Annotated in this window: 12 protein-coding genes; 6 read left to right on the top strand and 6 right to left on the bottom strand. The window is 63.9% G+C overall.

Annotated features, from left to right (window positions below; translation table 11 throughout):
• Positions 1–156: 156 nt before the first annotated feature.
• The 3 genes from EN885_RS05975 to EN885_RS05985 form a co-directional block, all read right to left on the bottom strand.
• A complete protein-coding gene (locus EN885_RS05975) occupies positions 157–1,425 on the bottom strand; it encodes a cyclopropane-fatty-acyl-phospholipid synthase family protein (protein ID WP_095487603.1) in 1,269 nt (422 codons plus the stop codon).
• A gap of 404 nt (positions 1,426–1,829) precedes the next feature.
• A complete protein-coding gene (locus EN885_RS05980; protein WP_128241795.1) occupies positions 1,830–3,251 on the bottom strand; it encodes a pilus assembly protein in 1,422 nt (473 codons plus the stop codon).
• A gap of 348 nt (positions 3,252–3,599) precedes the next feature.
• A complete protein-coding gene (locus EN885_RS05985) occupies positions 3,600–4,469 on the bottom strand; it encodes a transglutaminase family protein (protein WP_126104464.1) in 870 nt (289 codons plus the stop codon).
• 176 nt (positions 4,470–4,645) lie between these two features.
• Here EN885_RS05985 and EN885_RS05990 point away from each other — a divergent pair, with 176 nt between their 5' ends.
• Positions 4,646–5,317 (top strand): HAD-IA family hydrolase, encoded by a 672-nt coding sequence (locus tag EN885_RS05990; protein WP_095487607.1) that lies wholly within the window; start codon positions 4,646–4,648, stop codon positions 5,315–5,317.
• A gap of 22 nt (positions 5,318–5,339) precedes the next feature.
• On the opposite strand, the gene EN885_RS05995 is transcribed toward EN885_RS05990, so the two are convergent.
• A complete protein-coding gene (locus tag EN885_RS05995; protein WP_164547085.1) occupies positions 5,340–5,579 on the bottom strand; it encodes a DUF1674 domain-containing protein in 240 nt (79 codons plus the stop codon).
• Positions 5,580–5,684: 105 nt separating this feature from the next.
• On the opposite strand from EN885_RS05995, the gene htpX reads away from it, so the two are divergent.
• The 4 genes from htpX (at position 5,685) to purH (ending at position 11,672) form a co-directional block, all read left to right on the top strand.
• Positions 5,685–6,716 carry a zinc metalloprotease HtpX gene (gene htpX, locus EN885_RS06000; protein WP_128241796.1) on the top strand — a complete coding sequence of 344 codons (1,032 nt, stop codon included), beginning with the start codon at positions 5,685–5,687 and terminating at the stop codon, positions 6,714–6,716.
• A complete protein-coding gene (locus EN885_RS06005) occupies positions 6,707–8,101 on the top strand; it encodes an RsmB/NOP family class I SAM-dependent RNA methyltransferase (RefSeq protein ID WP_164897790.1) in 1,395 nt (464 codons plus the stop codon). Before htpX ends, EN885_RS06005 begins: the two co-directional genes overlap by 10 nt.
• A gap of 138 nt (positions 8,102–8,239) precedes the next feature.
• Positions 8,240–9,964, top strand: a complete 1,725-nt coding sequence (locus EN885_RS06010) for a heparinase II/III family protein (RefSeq protein WP_095487613.1) — start codon at positions 8,240–8,242, stop codon at positions 9,962–9,964.
• 91 nt (positions 9,965–10,055) lie between these two features.
• Positions 10,056–11,672 carry a bifunctional phosphoribosylaminoimidazolecarboxamide formyltransferase/IMP cyclohydrolase gene (gene purH / locus EN885_RS06015; protein ID WP_128241797.1) on the top strand — a complete coding sequence of 539 codons (1,617 nt, stop codon included), beginning with the start codon at positions 10,056–10,058 and terminating at the stop codon, positions 11,670–11,672.
• Positions 11,673–11,878: 206 nt separating this feature from the next.
• Here the strand turns inward: purH and EN885_RS06020 are convergent, their stop codons facing one another.
• Positions 11,879–13,258 (bottom strand): MFS transporter, encoded by a 1,380-nt coding sequence (locus EN885_RS06020; protein WP_095487615.1) that lies wholly within the window; start codon positions 13,256–13,258, stop codon positions 11,879–11,881.
• Between the two features lie 91 nt (positions 13,259–13,349).
• Entirely contained in the window at positions 13,350–18,158 is a 4,809-nt protein-coding gene (locus EN885_RS06025; protein WP_128241798.1) for an NAD-glutamate dehydrogenase, read from the bottom strand.
• A 135-nt stretch (positions 18,159–18,293) separates the two neighbouring features.
• Between EN885_RS06025 and EN885_RS06030 the strand changes: the two genes are divergently transcribed.
• On the top strand, positions 18,294–18,857 hold the full coding sequence (locus tag EN885_RS06030) for a peroxidase-related enzyme (RefSeq protein ID WP_095487619.1): 564 nt from the start codon (positions 18,294–18,296) through the stop codon (positions 18,855–18,857).
• Positions 18,858–18,957: the final 100 nt, after the last annotated feature.

Genomic DNA, 18,957 nt, shown 5'->3' on the forward strand with positions numbered 1-18,957 from the left:
TGGGGGAGATCGGCAGTTCGGGCGCCGCGCCCAGAATACCACGCCGGCGATTGGCGAAAGCCGTGGTGACGGCCAATCTCCCTCCTTGTGGGGGAGATGTCCGGCAGGACAGAGGGGGGCGCGAAGGATCGCGGCAGAACGCAACATGTGTGCTGATCATCGATACAAATCCGCTCGCGTCGGCGGCAGACCGCTTGGACCCCGCGCCCGCTTGGTGACGACGGTCTGGAAAATCTGCGCCGAGGCGCGTTCGAAAGTGATCGAACAGCCGGTGAGATAAAGCAGCCAGAGGCGCGCCTTGGCTTCGCCGACCTCGGCGATCGCTTCGTCGAAGCGTGCGTGCAGGCGCTCGGCCCACAGGCGGCAGGTGCGGGCGTAGTGCTCGCGCAAATTCTCGACATCGTAGACGAGGAAGCCGTGCGCTTCGAGATTGCCGAGCGTCATCCCGATCGTGTCGAGCTCGCCGCCGGGAAAGATGTATTTGATCAGCGCCTTGAATTCCGGGCCTTTGCGCAAGGTCTTCTTGATGCTGCCCTTGTCGCGCCGGGTGATGGCGTGATGCAGATAGATGCCGCCCGGCTTGAGCAGGCGATGGATGGTCGAGAAATAGGCCGCGTGGTTGGCGAGCCCCAGATGCTCGAACATGCCGATCGACGAGATCTTGTCGAAGGAGCCGGACAGCTCGGCGTAGGATTTTATCTCGATGGTGATGCGATCCTCCAGCCCCTCGGCGCGGACGCGCTCGCGGGCTAGCTGGGTCTGGGCTTCCGACAGCGAGACGCCGTGGCCGACGACACCGTAATTTTTCGCGGCATGGATGAGCATGGCTCCCCAGCCGCAGCCGATGTCGAGCAGCCTTTCGCCCGGCTTCAGCCGGAGCTTGCGGCAGATGTGGTCGAGCTTGTCTTTCTGCGCCTGGTCGATGCCGTTGGCGAAATCGGTGAAATAGCCGCAGCTATAGACCATGCGTTCATCGAGGAAGAGGCGGTAGAAGGCGTTCGAAATGTCGTAGTGGTGCTGGATCGCTTGCCTGTTCGACCCGCTGACGAAGGGGTTGCGCCCGGAAAGGTTGGTCCGCGCCGCCATCTGCTTTCTCGAAAACAGCACGGCCGGCAAGTCGCGCAAGATCGCGAGTTTCGGCAATGTCTTTAGCTTCGTCCTGAGCTTGCCTTGCGAAGGCAGGGCGTAGAAATCGAACAGCGATCCGCCTTCCACGTCGATTGTCTTGGAAATCCACATTTCGATCAGCGTCGAAAGGGACGGCCGGCGGATCACCTGCCAGACGATGTCCTGGTCATTGATGGTGAGCACAGGGCCGGTGACCGGCCCGATCCGCTCGCCGGTCCACAGCCTGACCGCGAAACCCGGCTTCAGCGTTTCGATAGCCGTTCGAACAATCCGTGCTGCCTTGTCGGCTGCCTCCATTCCCGTCCTCTCATGCTCAGCACGCTGGCGGTCCGGCGCCGACTTTGCCTGTCCGATCGGATAGTCGCAAGCCGCTAGCGACAAGCTCGCACGGCATTTTCACCATGGCGCCTTGCCATTTGCGGATCGACACCCCATCATGAGGGCGTGTTCAACAAATCGAAAGGAGGTGATCCGATGTCGAGTGATTTCGTTTTCCAGAACGTGGCCTCAGCGGATTGCACTTTCGGGAAGCAGTCTTCCCGTTAAGGCGCGAGATGCGCGGCTGGTGACGTAAAACGTCGCCGCCATGGGCCGCGCCATGGACGGAAACACGGAAGGCCGCCGACTTCGAAAGAAGCGGCGGCCTTTTCCTTGTCCGCAATTCCTTTTCTCCGAACGTTCATCCGTCTGTGCGGGGCACTTCAGCGTTTGATGGTGAGTTTCTCGATGTTTCGGGTGATCTCGCTGAAGGCGTCGGTTAGCTCCGGGCCCGTGGCGGCCTCGTAATAGTGTTTCAGCGAAGACGTGTCCGCGGTAGAGCAGTTCTTGAGCACGCTCTTCGCCTGGTCCCTCTCGTTCACCGTCATGGTCGGGTCGTTCAGATCGAAGCCGATCGTGAATACCTCGATCCCATCGCGCTTCATGTTGCCGCAGATGGCTTCGGCATTGCTTCGCGAGGTCTGGCCCTGACCCTGCCAGTTGGGCGCGCCGCGCCCCTTGGCAAAAGCCGTATTGAATAGGCCGTCGGTCATCAGAATGGCGATCTTGGCCACCCTCCTTTTGTCGAAATTGGCGGGACCGGCACCCAGCCCGGCATCGGCTATCGCCGAGCGCCACGATGGCGAAAGCATGTAGTAACCCCACTGCGCGGCGATGCCGCCGGCCGTCACGCCTGCAGCGGTGAAATCGTCGATGGTCTTGAGCAGCTTGTCTTCGTCGGCCGTCAGGGGGACGAGCGCGGCCAACGGGCAATTGCGCATATCGTAGTCCCGATTCACTTTGGCCAGATAGGTTTTACCGTTGTTGTCCACGCGCGGCGTGTAAGGCCCGTCAGACGAATAGTCGGCATAGCCATCCTTGTCCTTGCGCTCGGTGGCGCATTCGTCCTCGGCAGGGGTCGCAGAAGAGACCGAGACCGGCGCATCGGTGGGCGGCGGTACCTCTGGCCCATGTTCCGTCTCGACGAAAACCGTGCCGGCCAGACCGCCTGTATTGACGGCTTCGGCGTAGGGAACGATCGCGATGCGTATGCGGGGATCGTTCTCGTCACGGTTCCATTTGAGCAGATCGGTCACGGCCTTCGAAGCCGCAGTTCGCAGGTCGCCAATTTTGTCGGTGTTCTTATACCAGCTGGCCGCCATCGATCCGGTCACGTCGAGCATCATCGCCACTTCGATCTGCTTGTCCGAATAGAGCGCTGTCGTCGACGCTTCGACGCGTTTCACGTCACCCATGCCGAAAAGCGGGAAATAAAATCCGACGTCGACGTGGACGTCCGCCTGGACCGTGTTGGCGGTCCTGTCGACCGTCAGTTTGTCGAGGACGATCTGGTCGGCCTGCAGGATGCCTGCCTCGCTGTTGGCGTCAAGGAACAACTGCACCGATGCGTTGGCGTCGGCCTCCTTGATGACGCCGGTCGTCAGGTCGCGTGCCGTCGAGGTCACCGCCGCATCGACCACGCCTTGCAGGCTCGACTTGGCGTTGTAGAGCTGGGAAACGTTGACGGCAAAGCCGGCGCCCAGCGTCAGAACCGAAGCGACGATGCCGAACAGAACCGCGAAATTTCCGCTGCGATCCCTGGCGAAGCCGCCGATCGCGTCAACAAGACCCCCAAAATGCCGCATGCTTCCGCCTCCATTCGCCGCGACCTCGAAGCCGCGTGAAGGCGCATTGCAGGAATCCGGCCGGATGGCGCCGCCAAGGGACCAACAGCCAACGGCTCATTGTCAAACCGTTGTTTCTGCTTGGTTTGGGAACGCAACAGGGTGAACAACCGGTAAACGACAAGCCGCTGCGGCAGTTTCGTTTACGAAGCGTTTACCAAGATCCCGCCATCTGCCGTGGAGCACAAGAACTCGATCCCGATCCGGCACAGGCCGGCTGTGCCGAAGCGGATCAGGCGTATCAGACCCATAAGACGGCCACAGCTCAGATGACGATTAGAATGGGACGCAGGCCGTTCGCCTGCGCTTCTATGCCAGCATCTGCGCGCTGACGGTCCTGTCGACGCCGCGATGGGGCGGGTTGAACAAGTTGCTTTCCTGCTCGTAGGTCCAGACCTTGAACAGCCCAAGCCGGTGCGGGCCGAAACTGTGCAGCAGCGGCACGTCTGTCGCGTCGCGGCCGCGCGCGATGACGATGCGGCCGATCCTCGGCATGTTGTGGCGGGGGTCGAACGTGTACCATTTGCCATCGAGGAACACTTCCAGCCACGCCGAAAAATCCATCGGTGCCGGGTCGAGCGGCACGCCGATGTCGCCGAGATAACCGTTCACATAGCGGGCGGGGATGTTCATGCAGCGGCAGAGCGTGATCGCCAGATGAGCGAAGTCGCGGCAGACGCCGACGCGCTCTTCATGCGCCTGCGCCGCCGTGCGTGTCGGGCGCGCATAGCCGTAGCCGAACGACAGACGGTTGTGGACATAGTCGACGATCGCCTGCACCCGCGCCCAACCGGATGGAACAGGGCCGAAAACCTGCCAGGCCAATCCGCCTAGGTGGTCGGTCTCGCAATAGCGGCTGCCGAGCAGATAGCAGAGCACTTCGTCGGGCAACTCCGCCACCGGCACTTCCCTGGCCAGTAGGTTGACCTCGTCGGCCTCGCCGCTGTCCTCGACGACGGCGTCGTAGAGGATGCGAAAGCCGCCGCCAGGCGCCGTGAAGCGACGGCAGGTGTTGCCATAAAGGTCGTGATAGAGCCTGGTTGGGACGGCAGGCGAGGTCAGCACGCGCGTCTGCCGCTTGATGTCGGCCTGCCGCTCCTTGTGGATCTCGAGCAGCGAAATCACCGGGGTGGCTTCCGCACAGTCGATGGCGATTTCGTAGCCGAGCCGGATCAGCATCGCGGTTCCACCCCTTTTTGAGCATCGCGGAAGACAGTCTGGTGAACGCGAGACGGCTCGCCGTGGTTCCCTGGCATTGTCGAAAACGCGGCCTCGCGCCTTCCCATGCAGCCGACACGACGTTACGGTCGATCGACAGGCTTTGGTCTCTTCGAAACAACCTCCCGGGATAGCAGATGTTCGCAGGCAAAAAATTCGCAGCCTTCCTGTTCGACATGGACGGCACAGTGGTCAATTCGATTGCCGCGGCAGAAAGGGTATGGGCAGATTGGGCACACCGGCAAGGTCTCGACGTTGCTGCATTCCTGCCGACGATCCACGGCGTGCGGGCGATTGAGACCATAGCTCGGCTGGCGCTTCCAGGCGTCGACCCGATGCGCGAAGCCGATGCGCTTCTGAAGGCCGAGGTGGCCGATATCGACGGCATCCTTCCGATCGCCGGCGCCGCGGCGTTTCTGGCGTCGCTGCCGCCCGAGCGCTGGGCCATCGTCACCTCTGCGCCGCGCGAGCTGGCTCTCCTGCGCATCGCGGCCGCCGGCATCCCGCTTCCCGCCGTCCTTGTCGCGGCCGAGGACGTTTCCCACGGCAAGCCGGCGCCCGATTGCTTCCGGCTGGCGGCCGAGCGGCTGGGCGTCGATGCGCGCGACTGCCTCGTTTTCGAAGATGCGCCCGCCGGAATATCGGCGGCCGAGGCGGCAGGTGCTGCGGTCATGGTGATCAGCGCCACGCACCAGCATCCGCTGCAAACGCCGCATGCCGCAATCGCCGGTTACGACGCGATCGGTATCGCTGTTGACGACCGCGGCTGGATCGCCCTCGAGCCGGAGCGCGCCGCCGAGGTCTGCTAAGCCTCAAGTATCAGGGTCGTGCCTAGAAATCGCTGGTCAGGCCCTTGACCTCCCAATCGCCATAGCGGCCGGGCTCCTTGCCGCCACGACCGCCGATCTCCCGGGGCATCGCGGCTTCCTGCTGGCGGTAGTGTTCGCGCCGTGCTTCCGCTTCCGCCAAGGCGCGGCGGGCTGCCGGCGTCAGCGTCTTTTGCAGCGCACGGTGACCGGGGCCGGCATTTGTATTACCGGTTTTGCCTGTTTTACTGGTTTCGTCGATCATGCGATATTCCCGGATTGAAACAGGGCCAAGCGTTTCCCATCATATAGCGATGAGCCGACAAGGATCGACCCCTTTTACGCAGCGCCGGCAGAAACGGAGCAGACGATGAACACACTTCGCACCGCCATGCTTTTGGCCGCGATGACCGCGCTGTTCATGGGCGTCGGCTATCTGATCGGCGGATCGGGCGGCATGGTGATCGCCTTGCTGATTGCCGCCGGCATGAACCTGTTCAGCTATTGGAACGCCGACAAGATGGTGCTGTCGATGCACCGCGCGGTCGAGGTCGACGAAAGGAATGCGCCGGAATATTACGCCATCGTGCAGAGCCTCGCCAGACAGGCCGGCCTGCCGATGCCGAAAACCTATCTGATCGACAACCCGCAGCCCAACGCCTTCGCCACCGGCCGCAACCCGCAGAACGCCGCGGTCGCCGCCACCACCGGACTGTTGCAGCAACTGTCGCCTGAAGAAGTCGCCGCGGTGATGGCGCACGAGCTCGCCCATGTGCAGCACCGCGACACGCTGACCATGACGATCGTCGCCACGCTTGCCGGCGCGATCTCGATGCTCGGCAATTTCGCCTTCTTTTTCGGCGGCAACCGCGACAGCAACAATCCGTTCGGCTTTGTCGGCGTGCTGGTGGCGATGATCGTGGCGCCCTTTGCTGCGATGATCGTGCAGATGGCGATCAGTCGTACCCGCGAATACGAGGCCGACCGGCGCGGCGCCGAAATAGCCGGAAACCCGCTTTGGCTTGCCTCGGCCCTTGACAAGATCGCCCGTGGCGCCGAACGCATCCGCAACCCGGATGCCGAGCGCAATCCGGCGACCGCCCACCTCTTCATCATCAATCCTCTTTCCGGGGAGCGCATGGACAGTCTGTTTTCCACCCACCCGAATACCGATAACCGCATCGCGGCCCTGCAGGCGATGGCGCGGGACATGGCGGTCGGTGGCGGATCCGCCCAGTCGCGGCCGCAAGCTCCGATGCCAGAGCAGGCCGGTGAGCAGCAGCCTTCGGGCCCGTGGGAGAAGGCAGCTCAGCAGCCCGAGCAGCCGCCGGCGCAACCGGCCCGGCCGAAATCCAATCCCTGGGGCCGCAATCCGACCGGACCCAAGGGTCCGTGGTCGTGAGCGAAGCGAAACGCCGGCACCGAATTTCAGGCGATCATGAAAACAATGCAGTGAGCCCCGGCGAGCCCGTTGCCGGCCTTGCCGCGCGCAAGGCGGCCGCACGGCTGCTTGCTGCCGTCATCGACGCGAGGACGCCACTTGACGGGCTGACCGACCATGAGAACGGCCATCCGCAATACAAGGCGCTGGATCTCCGCGACCGGGCGCTGGTGCGCGCCATACTGGTCACCGCGCTGCGCTTCCGCATGACCATATCAGGGCTGCTGGCCCGCCGCCTGGAAAAGCCGCTGCCGCCCAATGCCACCGCGCTTTCGCATATTCTGCATGTGGCGGCTGCACAGATCCTGTTCCTCGACATTCCCGACAGCGCCGCCGTCGACCTTGCCGTGACCCACGCCAAGTCCGATCCGCGCACGGTGCGCTTCTCTGGTCTCGTCAACGGCGTGCTGCGCACGCTGGCGCGGTCCAAGCAGGCCGAGCTGGCTGCAGCGCTTGCCGCTACCGACGAAGCGCCGAAATGGTTTTCCGACCGGCTGAAGGCCGCCTATGGCGTCGACAAGGCCAGGCAGATTCTCGCCGCTCATCGGCACGAAGCGCCGGTCGATTTCACCGTCAAGTCCGATCCCGCGTTGTGGGCCGAGCGGCTCGGCGGCATCGTGCTGCCGACTGGCACAGTGCGGGTGGAAAAGCTCAGCGCCTCCGTCACCGAGTTGCCAGGCTTCGAAGATGGCGCTTGGTGGGTTCAGGATGCCGCGGCCAGCCTTCCGGCCCGGCTCTTCGGCGACATAAAGGGTTTGCGCGTCGCCGATCTCTGTGCCGCCCCAGGCGGCAAGACCGCCCAGCTGATACTTGCCGGCGCCAAGGTCACCGCGATCGATTCCTCAAAGAACCGGTTGGCGCGGCTCTCGCAGAATCTCGAGCGGCTCGGCCTGTCCGCAGAGATCGTTCAGGCCGATCTGCTCAAATATGAGCCGAAGGAACTGTTCGACGCCGTCCTCCTCGACGCGCCCTGCTCTTCGACCGGCACGGTGCGGCGGCATCCCGACGTGCCTTGGACGAAGACCGCGGCCGACGTCGAAAAGCTCGCCGATCTGCAGGCAAGGCTGCTCGCCCGCGCCGTCACCCTGGTCAGGCCCGGCGGGCGCATCGTCTTTTCCAACTGTTCGCTCGACCCGCTCGAAGGCGAGGCGCTTCACCGCGCGTTCCTCGCCGGGACGGCTGATATCGTCGACGATCCGCTCCGCCCGGGAGAGATCGCCGGCATCGATCCGTTCCTGACGCCGCAAGGCACGCTGCGCACCACGCCCGCCGATCTCGATCTCGGCTCACCGGAACGGTCCGGCCTGGACGGCTTCTTCGCCGCCCGGATGCGCAGAGCCGGCTAATGCTAAAAATTTGACGACTATTTAGGTTGAATCCTGCGGAAAACAGGCTGAACTCCAAAGCTTCCGATGAATTCGCCTTCGCATAAGTTCTTGAATCATATAAACTTGTCTTCGGCTTGAGGGCTATGAGGAGGGCTTTTGGCGATCGCTGCCGGCAGCACGACACGTCTATGGACGCTTGTCGCGAAGGAGTTTTGGCGCAAGACGCGCCGGCGCCTGCGCGCCGGGCCGGTCTATCGCTGGCGCTACTCCGGCCGCACGCCGGAACGCGTTTTGATCGCTCCGCCGGACCTGCGCCTGGCCGACCCCCAGATCGCGCTGGAGATCTACTATGGCCGCTATCCGCTGTCGGGACATCTGGTCGAGACCGGCGGCAAATCGCCCTTCCAGATCGCCGTGCCCAATCCCGGATGGCAAAAGGCCCTGCACGGTTTTCGCTGGCTGCGCCATATGCGCGCCGCCGGCACCGAGCTTGCCGCCGCCAACGCGCGCGCGCTGGTCTCCGACTGGATCACTATCCATGGCAGCCAAATTTCCGGTGTCGCCTGGGAGCCCGGCACGACGGCCAAGCGCGTCATCGCCTGGCTGCAGCATTCCTCGGTGGTGCTGCAGGGCGCTGAATTTCCCTTTTACCGGGCATTCCTGAAATCGCTGGCCGTGCAGATCCGCTATCTCAGGGCGATGGCACGCGAGATGCCGGACGGCAAGGACAGGCTGCGCGCCCGCATCGCGCTTGCCTTTGCCGCTTTGTCGCTACCGGCGCCGGCATCGGCTTTGCGCGGCGCGACCCGCAACCTGGCCGAAGAGCTTGACCGTCAGATTCTGCCGGATGGCGGCCATATTTCCCGCAATCCGATGACCGTGCTTGAAATCCTCGCCGACCTTCTGCCGTTGCGCCAGACTTATGCCAATCAAGCCGAGACGCCGCCGGCGGCGCTGATGGGCGCCATCGACCGTATGCTGCCGGCGCTGCGCTTCTTTCGCCACCAGGACGGCAGCCTCGCCCGCTTCAACGGCATGGGCGCGACCATCCACGACCGCATCGCCACCATTCTGCGCCACGACGACACCGCCGGCGCGCCGTTGCTGCACGCGCCACATTCGGGCTACGAGCGCCTCTCCATGGGCGGCGTCACCGTGGTCGCCGATACCGGCCTGCCACCGCCTATCGACGTTTCCAACGCGGCGCACGCCGGATGCCTGGCCTTCGAGCTGTCGTCCGGCCGCCAGCATTATGTCGTCAACGCTGGCGTCGACACCTATGGCGCCGCCGAATTCAGGCCGCTTGCCCGCGCCACGGCCGCCCACTCGACCGCCACCATCAACGACACCTCGTCGGCGCGTTTCAGCCATTCGCTGCGCGTCAACGATCTCCTCGGCACGCCGTTGATCGGCGGCCCGCAGCATGTGCCTTGCAAACGCACCGACCAGCCGGGCAGCCAGGGTTTCCTGGCCCGTCACGACGGCTATGTCGCGCGCTTCGGCTTGCTGCATGAGCGCGAGCTGAAATTGTCGACGAACGGCAACGTGCTCGCCGGCAGGGACCGTTTTCAGCGGCCCGGCAATGCCGCGATCCGCAACAATGGCCGCGACTTCGTCACGGTGCGCTTCCACATCCATCCCGACATAGGCATGCTTCAGGACGAGCACGACCGCCTGGTTCTGGCCGCTGACCAGGCCGACACCTGGGTGTTCACCTGTACCGAGGTGGCGCCCGAGGTCGAGGAATCCATCTATTTCGCCGGTCTTGGCGGCCCGCGCCGCAGCCGGCAGATCGTGCTGGCCTTCAGGGCATCGGAGGTTTCCGAAGTCCATTGGCAACTGACGCGAACGGTTATCGCCGGTCATCCGGAAAAAAGCTGAGACTGCGGCTAGCCTCGCAGTTTGATTTCCAGGTCTCATGTGCTACGGCGCGCGGACACTTTCCCAACCAGCCGTGAAAGGCCGCCAGCCCATGGCCGTCGCCGCCAAGAACATTCCCGAGCCCGATCTCGTTCCCGTGCGTCGCGCGCTGCTCTCCGTTTTCGACAAGACCGGGCTCCTCGATCTCGCGCGGGCGCTGGCCGCGGCGGGTGTCGAGCTGGTCTCCACCGGCGGCACGGCAAAGGCGATCGCTGAGGCAGGCATGGCCGTCCGCGACGTCTCTGAGCTTACCGGCTTTCCAGAGATCATGGACGGCCGCGTCAAGACGCTGCATCCGTCGGTGCATGGCGCGCTGCTTGGCGTGCGCGACGATCCCGAACACGCGGCGGCGATGCGCGATCATGGCATCGAGCCTATCGATCTCGTCGTCTCCAATCTCTACCCTTTCGAGGATGTCCGCCGCTCCGGGGCCGCTTACGCCTCGATCGTCGAGAACATCGACATAGGCGGCCCGGCGATGATCCGCGCTTCGGCCAAGAACCACGCTTATGTCGCCATCGTCACCGATCCCGAGGACTATGCCTCGGTGCTCAACGCTCTGGAGATGAATTTCGGCTCGCTCTCGCTGGATTTCCGCAAGAAGCTGGCGGCCAAGGCCTTTGCCCGCACTGCCAGCTATGATGCGGCGATCTCCGGCTGGTTCGCCGAGGCGCTGGAGATCGAGCATCCCACCTGGCGCGCCTTCGGCGGCAGACTGGACCAGGTGATGCGCTACGGCGAGAACCCGCATCAGGGCGCCGGCTTCTACATCGATGGCGACAAGCGGCCGGGCGTCGCGACGGCGCGCCAGCTTCAGGGCAAGCAGCTTTCCTACAACAACATCAACGACACCGACGCCGCCTTCGAGCTGGTTGGCGAGTTCGATCCGGCCCGCTCCGCCACCGTCGCCATCATCAAGCACGCCAACCCGTGCGGCGTCGCCGAGGGCACTTCGCTGAAGGCGGCCTACGCCAAGGCGCTTGCCTGCGATCCGGTCTCGGCCTTTGGCGGCATTGTCGCGATGAACCGTATTCTCGATGCCGAGGCCGCCGAGGAGGTCGTGAAAACCTTCACCGAGGTCATCATCGCGCCGGGCGCCTCGGAAGAAGCTATCCGCATCGTCGCCGCCAAGAAGAATCTACGCTTGCTTGTCACCGGCGGCCTGCCCGATCCGCGCTCGGCCGGCACCACCGTGAAATCCGTTTCCGGCGGATTGCTCGTCCAGGGCCGCGACAATGCGGTGGTCGATGATCTGGACCTGAAAGTGGTGACCAGGCGCGCGCCGACGCCGGCCGAGATGGCCGATCTCAAATTCGCCTTCCGCGTCGCAAAGCACGTCAAGTCGAACGCCATCGTCTATGTCAGAGATGGCGCCACCGTCGGCATCGGCGCCGGCCAGATGAGCCGGGTCGATTCCTCGCGCATCGCGGCGCGCAAAGCGCTCGACGCAGCCGAGGCTGCCGGCATGGCCGAGCCGCTGACCAAAGGGTCTGTCGTCGCCTCCGATGCCTTCTTCCCCTTCGCCGACGGGCTCCTGTCAGCGATCGAAGCCGGCGCCACCGCCGTCATCCAGCCGGGCGGCTCGATGCGCGACGACGATGTCATCGCCGCCGCCGACGCGCACGGTATCGCCATGGTGTTTACGGGCGTCAGGCATTTCCGGCATTGAGCCCTTCTTCCCTTCTCCCCCTGTGGGAGAAGGTGGCCGAGCGAAGCTCGGTCGGATGAGGGGTGAGGGCAGGATCGCTGCGACGAAGACGTAAGCGCTTCAAATCCCTTGATGTTTCACGTTGAGTTTCTTCCAACACCCCTCATCCGTCTCGGCGCTACGCGCCGATCCACCTTCTCCCACAAGGGGAGAAGGGAAAGGCGCCCCTACGCCGCCGGCGGGTTGTCCGCCGGATAAGGCGTGCGAATCAAGATCGCTAGGCCGATGCCGAGGAACAGCACGATTACCGCCATGCCGAGCCGCGCCGAGCCGCTGGCCAGCGTGATCGTCGCCACCATGAACGGCGCAGCAAAACTCGTAGCCCGTCCGGCCAACGCATAGATGCCGAAATAGCGGCCCGATTCGGCAGCGGTGACGCTGCGCGCCATATAGGAGCGCGACGATGCCTGCACCGGTCCGAAGGCAAGCCCGATCAGCAGACCAAAGAAGATGTAGGCTTTTTCCGCCGGTGTACCGAACAATCCGCCGCTATCGGCTCCGGGCATCATCCAGGCACCGAACAGCGTATAGCCCGGCCCGGTCGAGACGATGCCGATCGTGGCGATGCTGAGCAGGACAAGCGAAATCATCACTATGGTCTTGGAGCCAAGCGCCGTGTCGAGGCGTGCGGCAATGAGGCAACCGACGATGGCGACGACGTTGAGGATGATGCCGAACAGGCCGATCTCGGTGATCGACCAGTGGAACATCGCCGCCGCAAATGCACCGCCCAGCGCAAGCAATGCATTGACGCCGTCCTGATAGATCATGCGGGCAACGAGAAAGCGGAAGATGCCGCTGCGCTTGCGTATTTCGCCCAGCGTCGATTTCAGTTCCGACAGCCCCTCGCGCACCGCCGGTCGTAGGGGAATGCCCTTCACCGCATCGGGCGTGAAAAAGAACATTGGCAGGATGAATAGAAAATACCACCCCGCCGAGAGCGGTCCGGTCGCCCGTGCATCCTCGCCGAGTTTCGGATCAAGCCCGAGGATTGGATTGAAGCCGAGGAGCGTCTTGCCGGTTTCCGGCGAACTGGCCATGAAAGCGACGACGAAGATCAGCGCGATCATGCCGCCGAGATAGCCAAGACCCCATGCCATATTCGAGATTCGGCCGATTTCGCTCTTCGGCACCAGACGCGGCATCATCGAATCGTTGAACACGGTTGAGAATTCGGCGGCAACGGAGGCCAGCGAGAACAACGCTACCACAAGAAACAGATTGGAGCCGGGGGCGGCGAGCCACAGCAGGCCAAGACTGGTGATCTTGATTGCGGCGAACAAAGCAATCCAGGGTTTGCGTGGGCCGGTCTGGTCGGCGATCGAGCCGAGGATCGGCGACAGCACGGCGATGACCAGCCCGGCTGCGGCGATGCCGTAACCCCATGCCGCCTGGCCTGTCTCCGGATCGCTGGCCATGCGCGAGACGAAATAGGGTCCGAAGATGAAGGTGGTGATGACCGTGAAGAACGGCTGCGCCGCCCAGTCGAACAGCATCCATCCCCAGATGCCGCGTCCCGATGCCCGCTGCACTGCTATTTCGGCCATATCCCCTCCCGCAAACGGCGCCCCGGAGCGGTCGCCGCTTCGCTCTATAGCGCAGTTCTTGCCGGCAATCCCGCGCGATGTGGAAGACTTCTCACATCCCCATCAGGTCGCTGATCAGGCCCGATGCCACCGACAACCGCGACACGGTGATGTCGCCGCCCTCGGTCAGCGCCTGCAGCCGCTCGCGGATACGCGCGACCCGTTCCCCGCCCGCCTCCAGCCATGCCGCCACCGGGTCCGCCGCCTCGGCATGACCGGTCAGCGCCGCCACCGCGATGCCGCGCCTGGCCGCGCCGATCGTGTCGGTGGCGCGGGAGAGAGCCAATTGATCGTAGTAGTCGGATGGCGCGATCGAGCGCGCTGCGTCCTCGACACGCGGAATGCGGAAGGCATCGCTGACAGCGAAAAACGCCTTCGCGGCGACGACAATGTCGGCATTCGCCGTTCGGGCCGTCAGCGCGATGTCAGGGACGACGCCTGCCACATCGGTCAGCGCCAGCTGTTCGGCAAGCCTTTCGGGCGCGCCGCCCTTGGCTAGACCATGCCGCCGCTCCTCGATCCACTCGCGCGAGAAGGCCGGCAGCAGCGAAACGAGCTTCGGCTCCAGTGCCTTGCGCGCGTCCTGCAATTCGGCGATCCTTTGGCCGAGCGGCGCGGTGCTGGCATCGTTCTTGAGATACCAGCCGCTGGCCACATAAGTAAGCCGGCTAACGGTCTGATAAAGGTCGAGCTGCACCTGTCCGTCGATCTGATTGTCGAGCGCGTCGATCTGGCGATAGAGCGCCGGCAATCCGAAGCCGTCGCGCACCAAGGCGAAGGTCCGGACCACGTCGGCCGCGCCGCGGCCGGTCGCTTCCTGCAGCCTGTTGACGAAGGATGGGCCGCCACGATTGACCAGGTCGTTGGCGACGACACGGGCGATGATTTCGCGGCGCAGGCGATGGCCGTGGATCTCGGCCGCGTATTTCTTCGCCATACGGTCCGGAAAATAGCCCATCAGGTCACGGTCGAAATGCAGATCGTCCGGCACGTCGCTGGCGACGATGTCGGAAAACAGCACGATCTTGGCATAGGCCAACAGCACGCCGAGCTCGGCCCTGGTCAACGGCTCACCGCGCGCCTCACGCTCGGCAAGAGCTGCCGGCGACGGCAGCGTCTCCACCGCGCGGTCGAGCAGGCCGCGCGCCTCGAGCGCTGCCATGAAACGGCTCTGATGGGCGATGTCGGCGAGGCCGCGCTTGCGGGCAAGGGACAGCGCCAGCGTCTGCTCGTAATTGTTGGACAGCACCAGCGCGCTTACCTCGTCGGTCATCTCGGCAAGCAGCTTGTTGCGCACCGGGCGGGTCAGCGCCCCCTTGCGCATGGCGGAAGCCAGCGCGATCTTGATGTTGACCTCGACATCGGAGCAGTTGACGCCGCCCGAATTGTCGATGGCGTCGGAATTGCAGCGACCGCCATTCAGCCCGAACTCGATGCGGGCCCGCTGCGTCACACCGAGATTGGCGCCCTCGCCGATGACCTTGGCGCGCACGTCGAGCGCGGTCACCCGAATAGCATCGTTGGCGCGATCGCCGACATCCTGGTTGGTTTCCGTCGATGCCCTCAGATACGTGCCGATGCCGCCGAACCATAAAAGGTCGACCGGCGCCTTGAGGATGGCGTTCATGATCTCGACCGGCGAGGCGGTCGTCTTGCCGAGACCGATCGCCGCGGCTGCGGCCGGCGGCAGCGTGATCGACTTCTGGCTGCGCGAGACGATGACGCCGCCTTCGGACAGTTTTGTCTTGTCGTAGTCCTGCCAGCTCGAACGGGCGAGGGCGAACATGCGCCGGCGCTCGACCATCGAAGCCGCCATGTCGGGATCGGGATCGATGAAGATGTCGCGATGGTCGAAGGCGGCGATCAGCCGGGTCTTCTCGGACAGGAGCATGCCGTTGCCGAACACGTCGCCCGACATGTCGCCAACGCCGACAGCGGTGAAGGGTGTGGTCTGGATATCCCGGTTCATCTCGCGGAAATGCCGCTTGACCGCTTCCCAGGCGCCCTTGGCGGTGATGCCCATCTTTTTATGGTCGTAGCCGGCCGAGCCGCCGCTGGCGAAGGCGTCGTCGAGCCAGAAGCCATGCTTCTCGCTGATGGCATTGGCGGTGTCGGAGAAGGTCGCCGTGCCCTTGTCGGCGGCGACGACGAAATAGGGATCGTCCTCGTCGCGCCTGATCACACCGGCAGGCGGGATAACCTCGTCGATGCCGATATTGTCGGTGATCGACAACAGGCTGGAGACGTAATTCTTGTAGGCGGACGCGCCGGCTTCGAAGATGGCGTCGCGGCCGGCGCCCATCGGCAACTTCTTCGGATAGAAGCCGCCCTTGGCGCCAACCGGCACGATTACCGCATTCTTGACCTGCTGCGCCTTGACCAAGCCGAGCACCTCGGTGCGATAGTCCTGGGCGCGGTCCGACCAACGCAGACCGCCGCGGGCGACCGGGCCGAAGCGCAGGTGCACGCCCTCGACCTCGGAACCGTAGACGAAGATCTCCCGCCACGGCCGCGGCGCCGGCAGGCCGTCGACCGCCTGCGAATCGAGCTTGATCGCCAGCGACTGGCCCTTCTCTTTCATATCGGGGACGAAATGATTGGTGCGTAGCGAGGCTTCGATCAGGTTGAGGTAGCGACGGATGATGGTGTCGTCATCGATGTTGGGAACCTCCTCCAACGCATCCCTGATCTTGGCCTTGAGGTGCTTGGCCGCGACCACCCCTTCCGTCTCCGCCGTCGGTCCGAGGCGGGCAACGAACAGCTCGTGCAGGCCACGCGCGATTTCCGGATAGCGGTTGAGCGCGGCGGCAATGAAATCCTGGCTCTGCGGGATCCCGGCCTGCTGCAGATAGCGGCCATAGGCACGCAGGATGGTGACCTCGCCCGACCACAGGCCGGCGGTCTGGGCAAGGCCGTTATAGCCGTCATTGTCGATGTCGCCGCGCCAGACGGAAAGGAACGCGTCCTCGAACAGCGCGCCGCGGTCGCCAAGGTCGATCGGCTTGCCGTAGCTGTTTTCGAGTTCCATGTCGTGGATGAAGACCATGCCCGGCTGATCACTATTGATCATGCCGGAAGCGTCGTCGCCGACCTCGAAGGTGCGCTCGCTGATAACGCGGAAACCGATGTTCTCCAGCACCGGCACCCGTCGCGAAAGCGCCACCGGGCTGCCATGGTGATAGATCTTCAGCGCCGCCTGATGCGGTTCCTGGTCGACATGGCGGTAGTAGTCGATGGCGATCGGATTGGCCGCGCTGATCCTGGCGATGCGCCCGGCATCGGCCAATGCCTCTGCCGGCGAGAAGCTGTCGCGATAGCTTCCCGAGAAGCGCGCGGCGATCGCCGTGAGCGTCGCATCGGCGCCGGTCTCGGCCGCGGTCTCGCGCAGAATGTCGTCCCAGGTCCGCACGATGGCGCGGATCGCTGCCTCGATCGTCGCCTGGTCGATCTTCGGCGTTCTGCCGCCGGAACGGCCGATGATGAAATGGACGCGCGCCAGTCCGCCTTCCGGAAAGGCGGGATAGTAGGCCGACAGCCGGCCTTCGAACACCGTCTTCAGATAGGTGCCGATCTTCTCGCGCACGATGCTATCGTAGCGGTCGCGCGGCACGAAGACGAGGATCGAGACAAAGCGGTCGAACTGATCGACGCGCACCAGCGCCCTGACGCGTGGCCGCTCGATCAGCCCCAGAAGCGCTTGGGCGTGCTTGCGCAGGACCGGCACCGGAACCTGGAACAGCTCGTCGCGCGGATAGCTCTCCAGCACGTTGATCAGTGCCTTGCCGGAGTGATCTTCAGGGTTGAAACCGGATTTGGCGATGATGGTTTCGGCTTTCGACCTGAGATAGGGGATCTTCATCACCGAGCGCGTATAGGCCGTCGAGGTGAACAGACCGACGATGCGCAGCTCGCCCGAAAGCACGCCCTTGGCGGTGTAGGTCTTGACGCCGATGTAATCGAGATAGATGCGGCGGTGCACCGACGATTTGGCGTTGGCCTTGGTGACGATCAGCGGTTCCGGCCCGTGCAGGAAGGCGCGGATTTCCGGCGTCGTCGTCACCGCTTCAGTGCCGCGCCGCAACACCAGCACGTCGGGATCGGAGAGGATGCCGAGGCCGGGCTTTTCGGTGCGCTCCAGCGTGCCGCTCTTCTCGCCGCCGGTGTATTTGAACTCGCGCATGCCGAGGAAGGTGAAATTGTCGTCGCGCAACCATTCGAGGAGGGCGATCGCTTCGGTGACGTGAGCCTTGTCGAGCGGCACCGGAGCGTAGCGGAACTCCGAGATTGCTTGGTCGAGGCGGGCCAGCATCGGCTTCCAGTCGGTGACAGCGGCGCGCACCTGGTCCAATATTTTCTTCAGCCGTCCGGCCAATGCCTCGGCCTGATCGGCCGAAAGACGGCCGATATGGACGTGGATGACGCTCAGCCGCTCATGACTGTGATCGCCCTTGGCAAACCCGCCATCGCCGAGGATTTCGTCGACGCCGCTCTTGCCGTGCCTGACGACGATGACCGGATGGGTAACCAGCAGCGGCTCGCCAGCGCTCTCGGAGATCTCGCCGAGGATGGAATCGAACAGGAACGGCATGTTGTCGTTGACGACGGTGATCACGGTCATCGGTCTGCCCTGGCGGACGACACCGGAATCGACCTCTATGGCGACGACGCAATCGCCCTTCTTGTGCCTGGCGACAGCGCGGCCGGCAAGATCGGCGGCGCGTTCGAGGTCGGCGACATCATAGGCGGCGACATCTTCGGCCGGCGCGCGGGCCAGCAGGTAGTCGGCAAGCCTGCCGGACTTTTCGCTGCCCTTGGCCGTGCTCAACTTTTTCAACTGGCTTGCGGATTTCAGGCCGGCCATGTCGCTAATCCCTCCCGTCATATGTTTTGCAACTATGGTAGCAGATGACCGGTACTTGGCGACAAAGGTTTGACGGCTTGCGACGAAATGTCGGAATTCGCCGGTGGGTCACCGAAAATAAGGAGAAAATCCGCCATGACTGACAAAATCACTGCACTCGATCTCGCACCCGCGGAGCGGAGCGAAGCGACAAAAGCCTATTTCGCCAAATGCGAGGAGAAGCTCGGCCTCGTTCCCAATGTGCTTTTGGCCTACGCTTTCGACGAGACGAAGCTGCGTGCCTTCACCGATATGTACAACGAGCTGATGCTGGGCCAATCCGGCCTGTCGAAGCTGGAGCGCGAGATGATCGCGGTGGCCGTCTCCTCCATCAACCACTGCTATTATTGCCTCGCCGCCCATGGCGCGGCGGTGCGCCAGCTTTCAGGGGACCCGGCCTTCGGCGAGATGATGGTGATGAATTTCCGCGCCGCCGATCTTTCCGCGAGACAGAAGGCGATGCTCGAATTCGCGGTGAAGCTGACCGAGCAACCGGCGAAGATCGTCGAAGCCGACCGGGCAGCGCTGCGTGAAGCTGGCTTTTCCGACCGCGACATCTGGGACATCGCCTCGACCGCCGCCTTCTTCAACATGTCGAACCGGGTGGCAGCGGCAGTCGACATGCGGCCGAACGATGAATACCACGCGATGGCGCGGTGATGTGCGAGTCATCTGTATATTAGCTATCGCGCATTCTCGTTGCGTCTTTGCCGGTTTGGTCCGATGATCGCTCCTGCGGCGTGACCGCATGCCGGTTCGA

Origin of the sequence: Mesorhizobium sp. M6A.T.Cr.TU.014.01.1.1, from assembly GCF_004022765.1 — a bacterium.
GTDB lineage: Bacteria > Pseudomonadota > Alphaproteobacteria > Rhizobiales > Rhizobiaceae > Mesorhizobium > Mesorhizobium mediterraneum.

Coding starts and splice junctions, on each gene's coding strand:
- EN885_RS05975 (WP_095487603.1), bottom strand. CDS start 1,425: ATGGAGGCAGCCGACAAGGCAGCACGGATTGTTCGAACGGCTATCGAA.
- EN885_RS05980 (WP_128241795.1), bottom strand. CDS start 3,251: ATGCGGCATTTTGGGGGTCTTGTTGACGCGATCGGCGGCTTCGCCAGG.
- EN885_RS05985 (WP_126104464.1), bottom strand. CDS start 4,469: ATGCTGATCCGGCTCGGCTACGAAATCGCCATCGACTGTGCGGAAGCC.
- EN885_RS05990 (WP_095487607.1), top strand. CDS start 4,646: ATGTTCGCAGGCAAAAAATTCGCAGCCTTCCTGTTCGACATGGACGGC.
- EN885_RS05995 (WP_164547085.1), bottom strand. CDS start 5,579: ATGATCGACGAAACCAGTAAAACAGGCAAAACCGGTAATACAAATGCC.
- htpX (WP_128241796.1), top strand. CDS start 5,685: ATGAACACACTTCGCACCGCCATGCTTTTGGCCGCGATGACCGCGCTG.
- purH (WP_128241797.1), top strand. CDS start 10,056: ATGGCCGTCGCCGCCAAGAACATTCCCGAGCCCGATCTCGTTCCCGTG.
- EN885_RS06020 (WP_095487615.1), bottom strand. CDS start 13,258: ATGGCCGAAATAGCAGTGCAGCGGGCATCGGGACGCGGCATCTGGGGA.
- EN885_RS06025 (WP_128241798.1), bottom strand. CDS start 18,158: ATGGCCGGCCTGAAATCCGCAAGCCAGTTGAAAAAGTTGAGCACGGCC.
- EN885_RS06030 (WP_095487619.1), top strand. CDS start 18,294: ATGACTGACAAAATCACTGCACTCGATCTCGCACCCGCGGAGCGGAGC.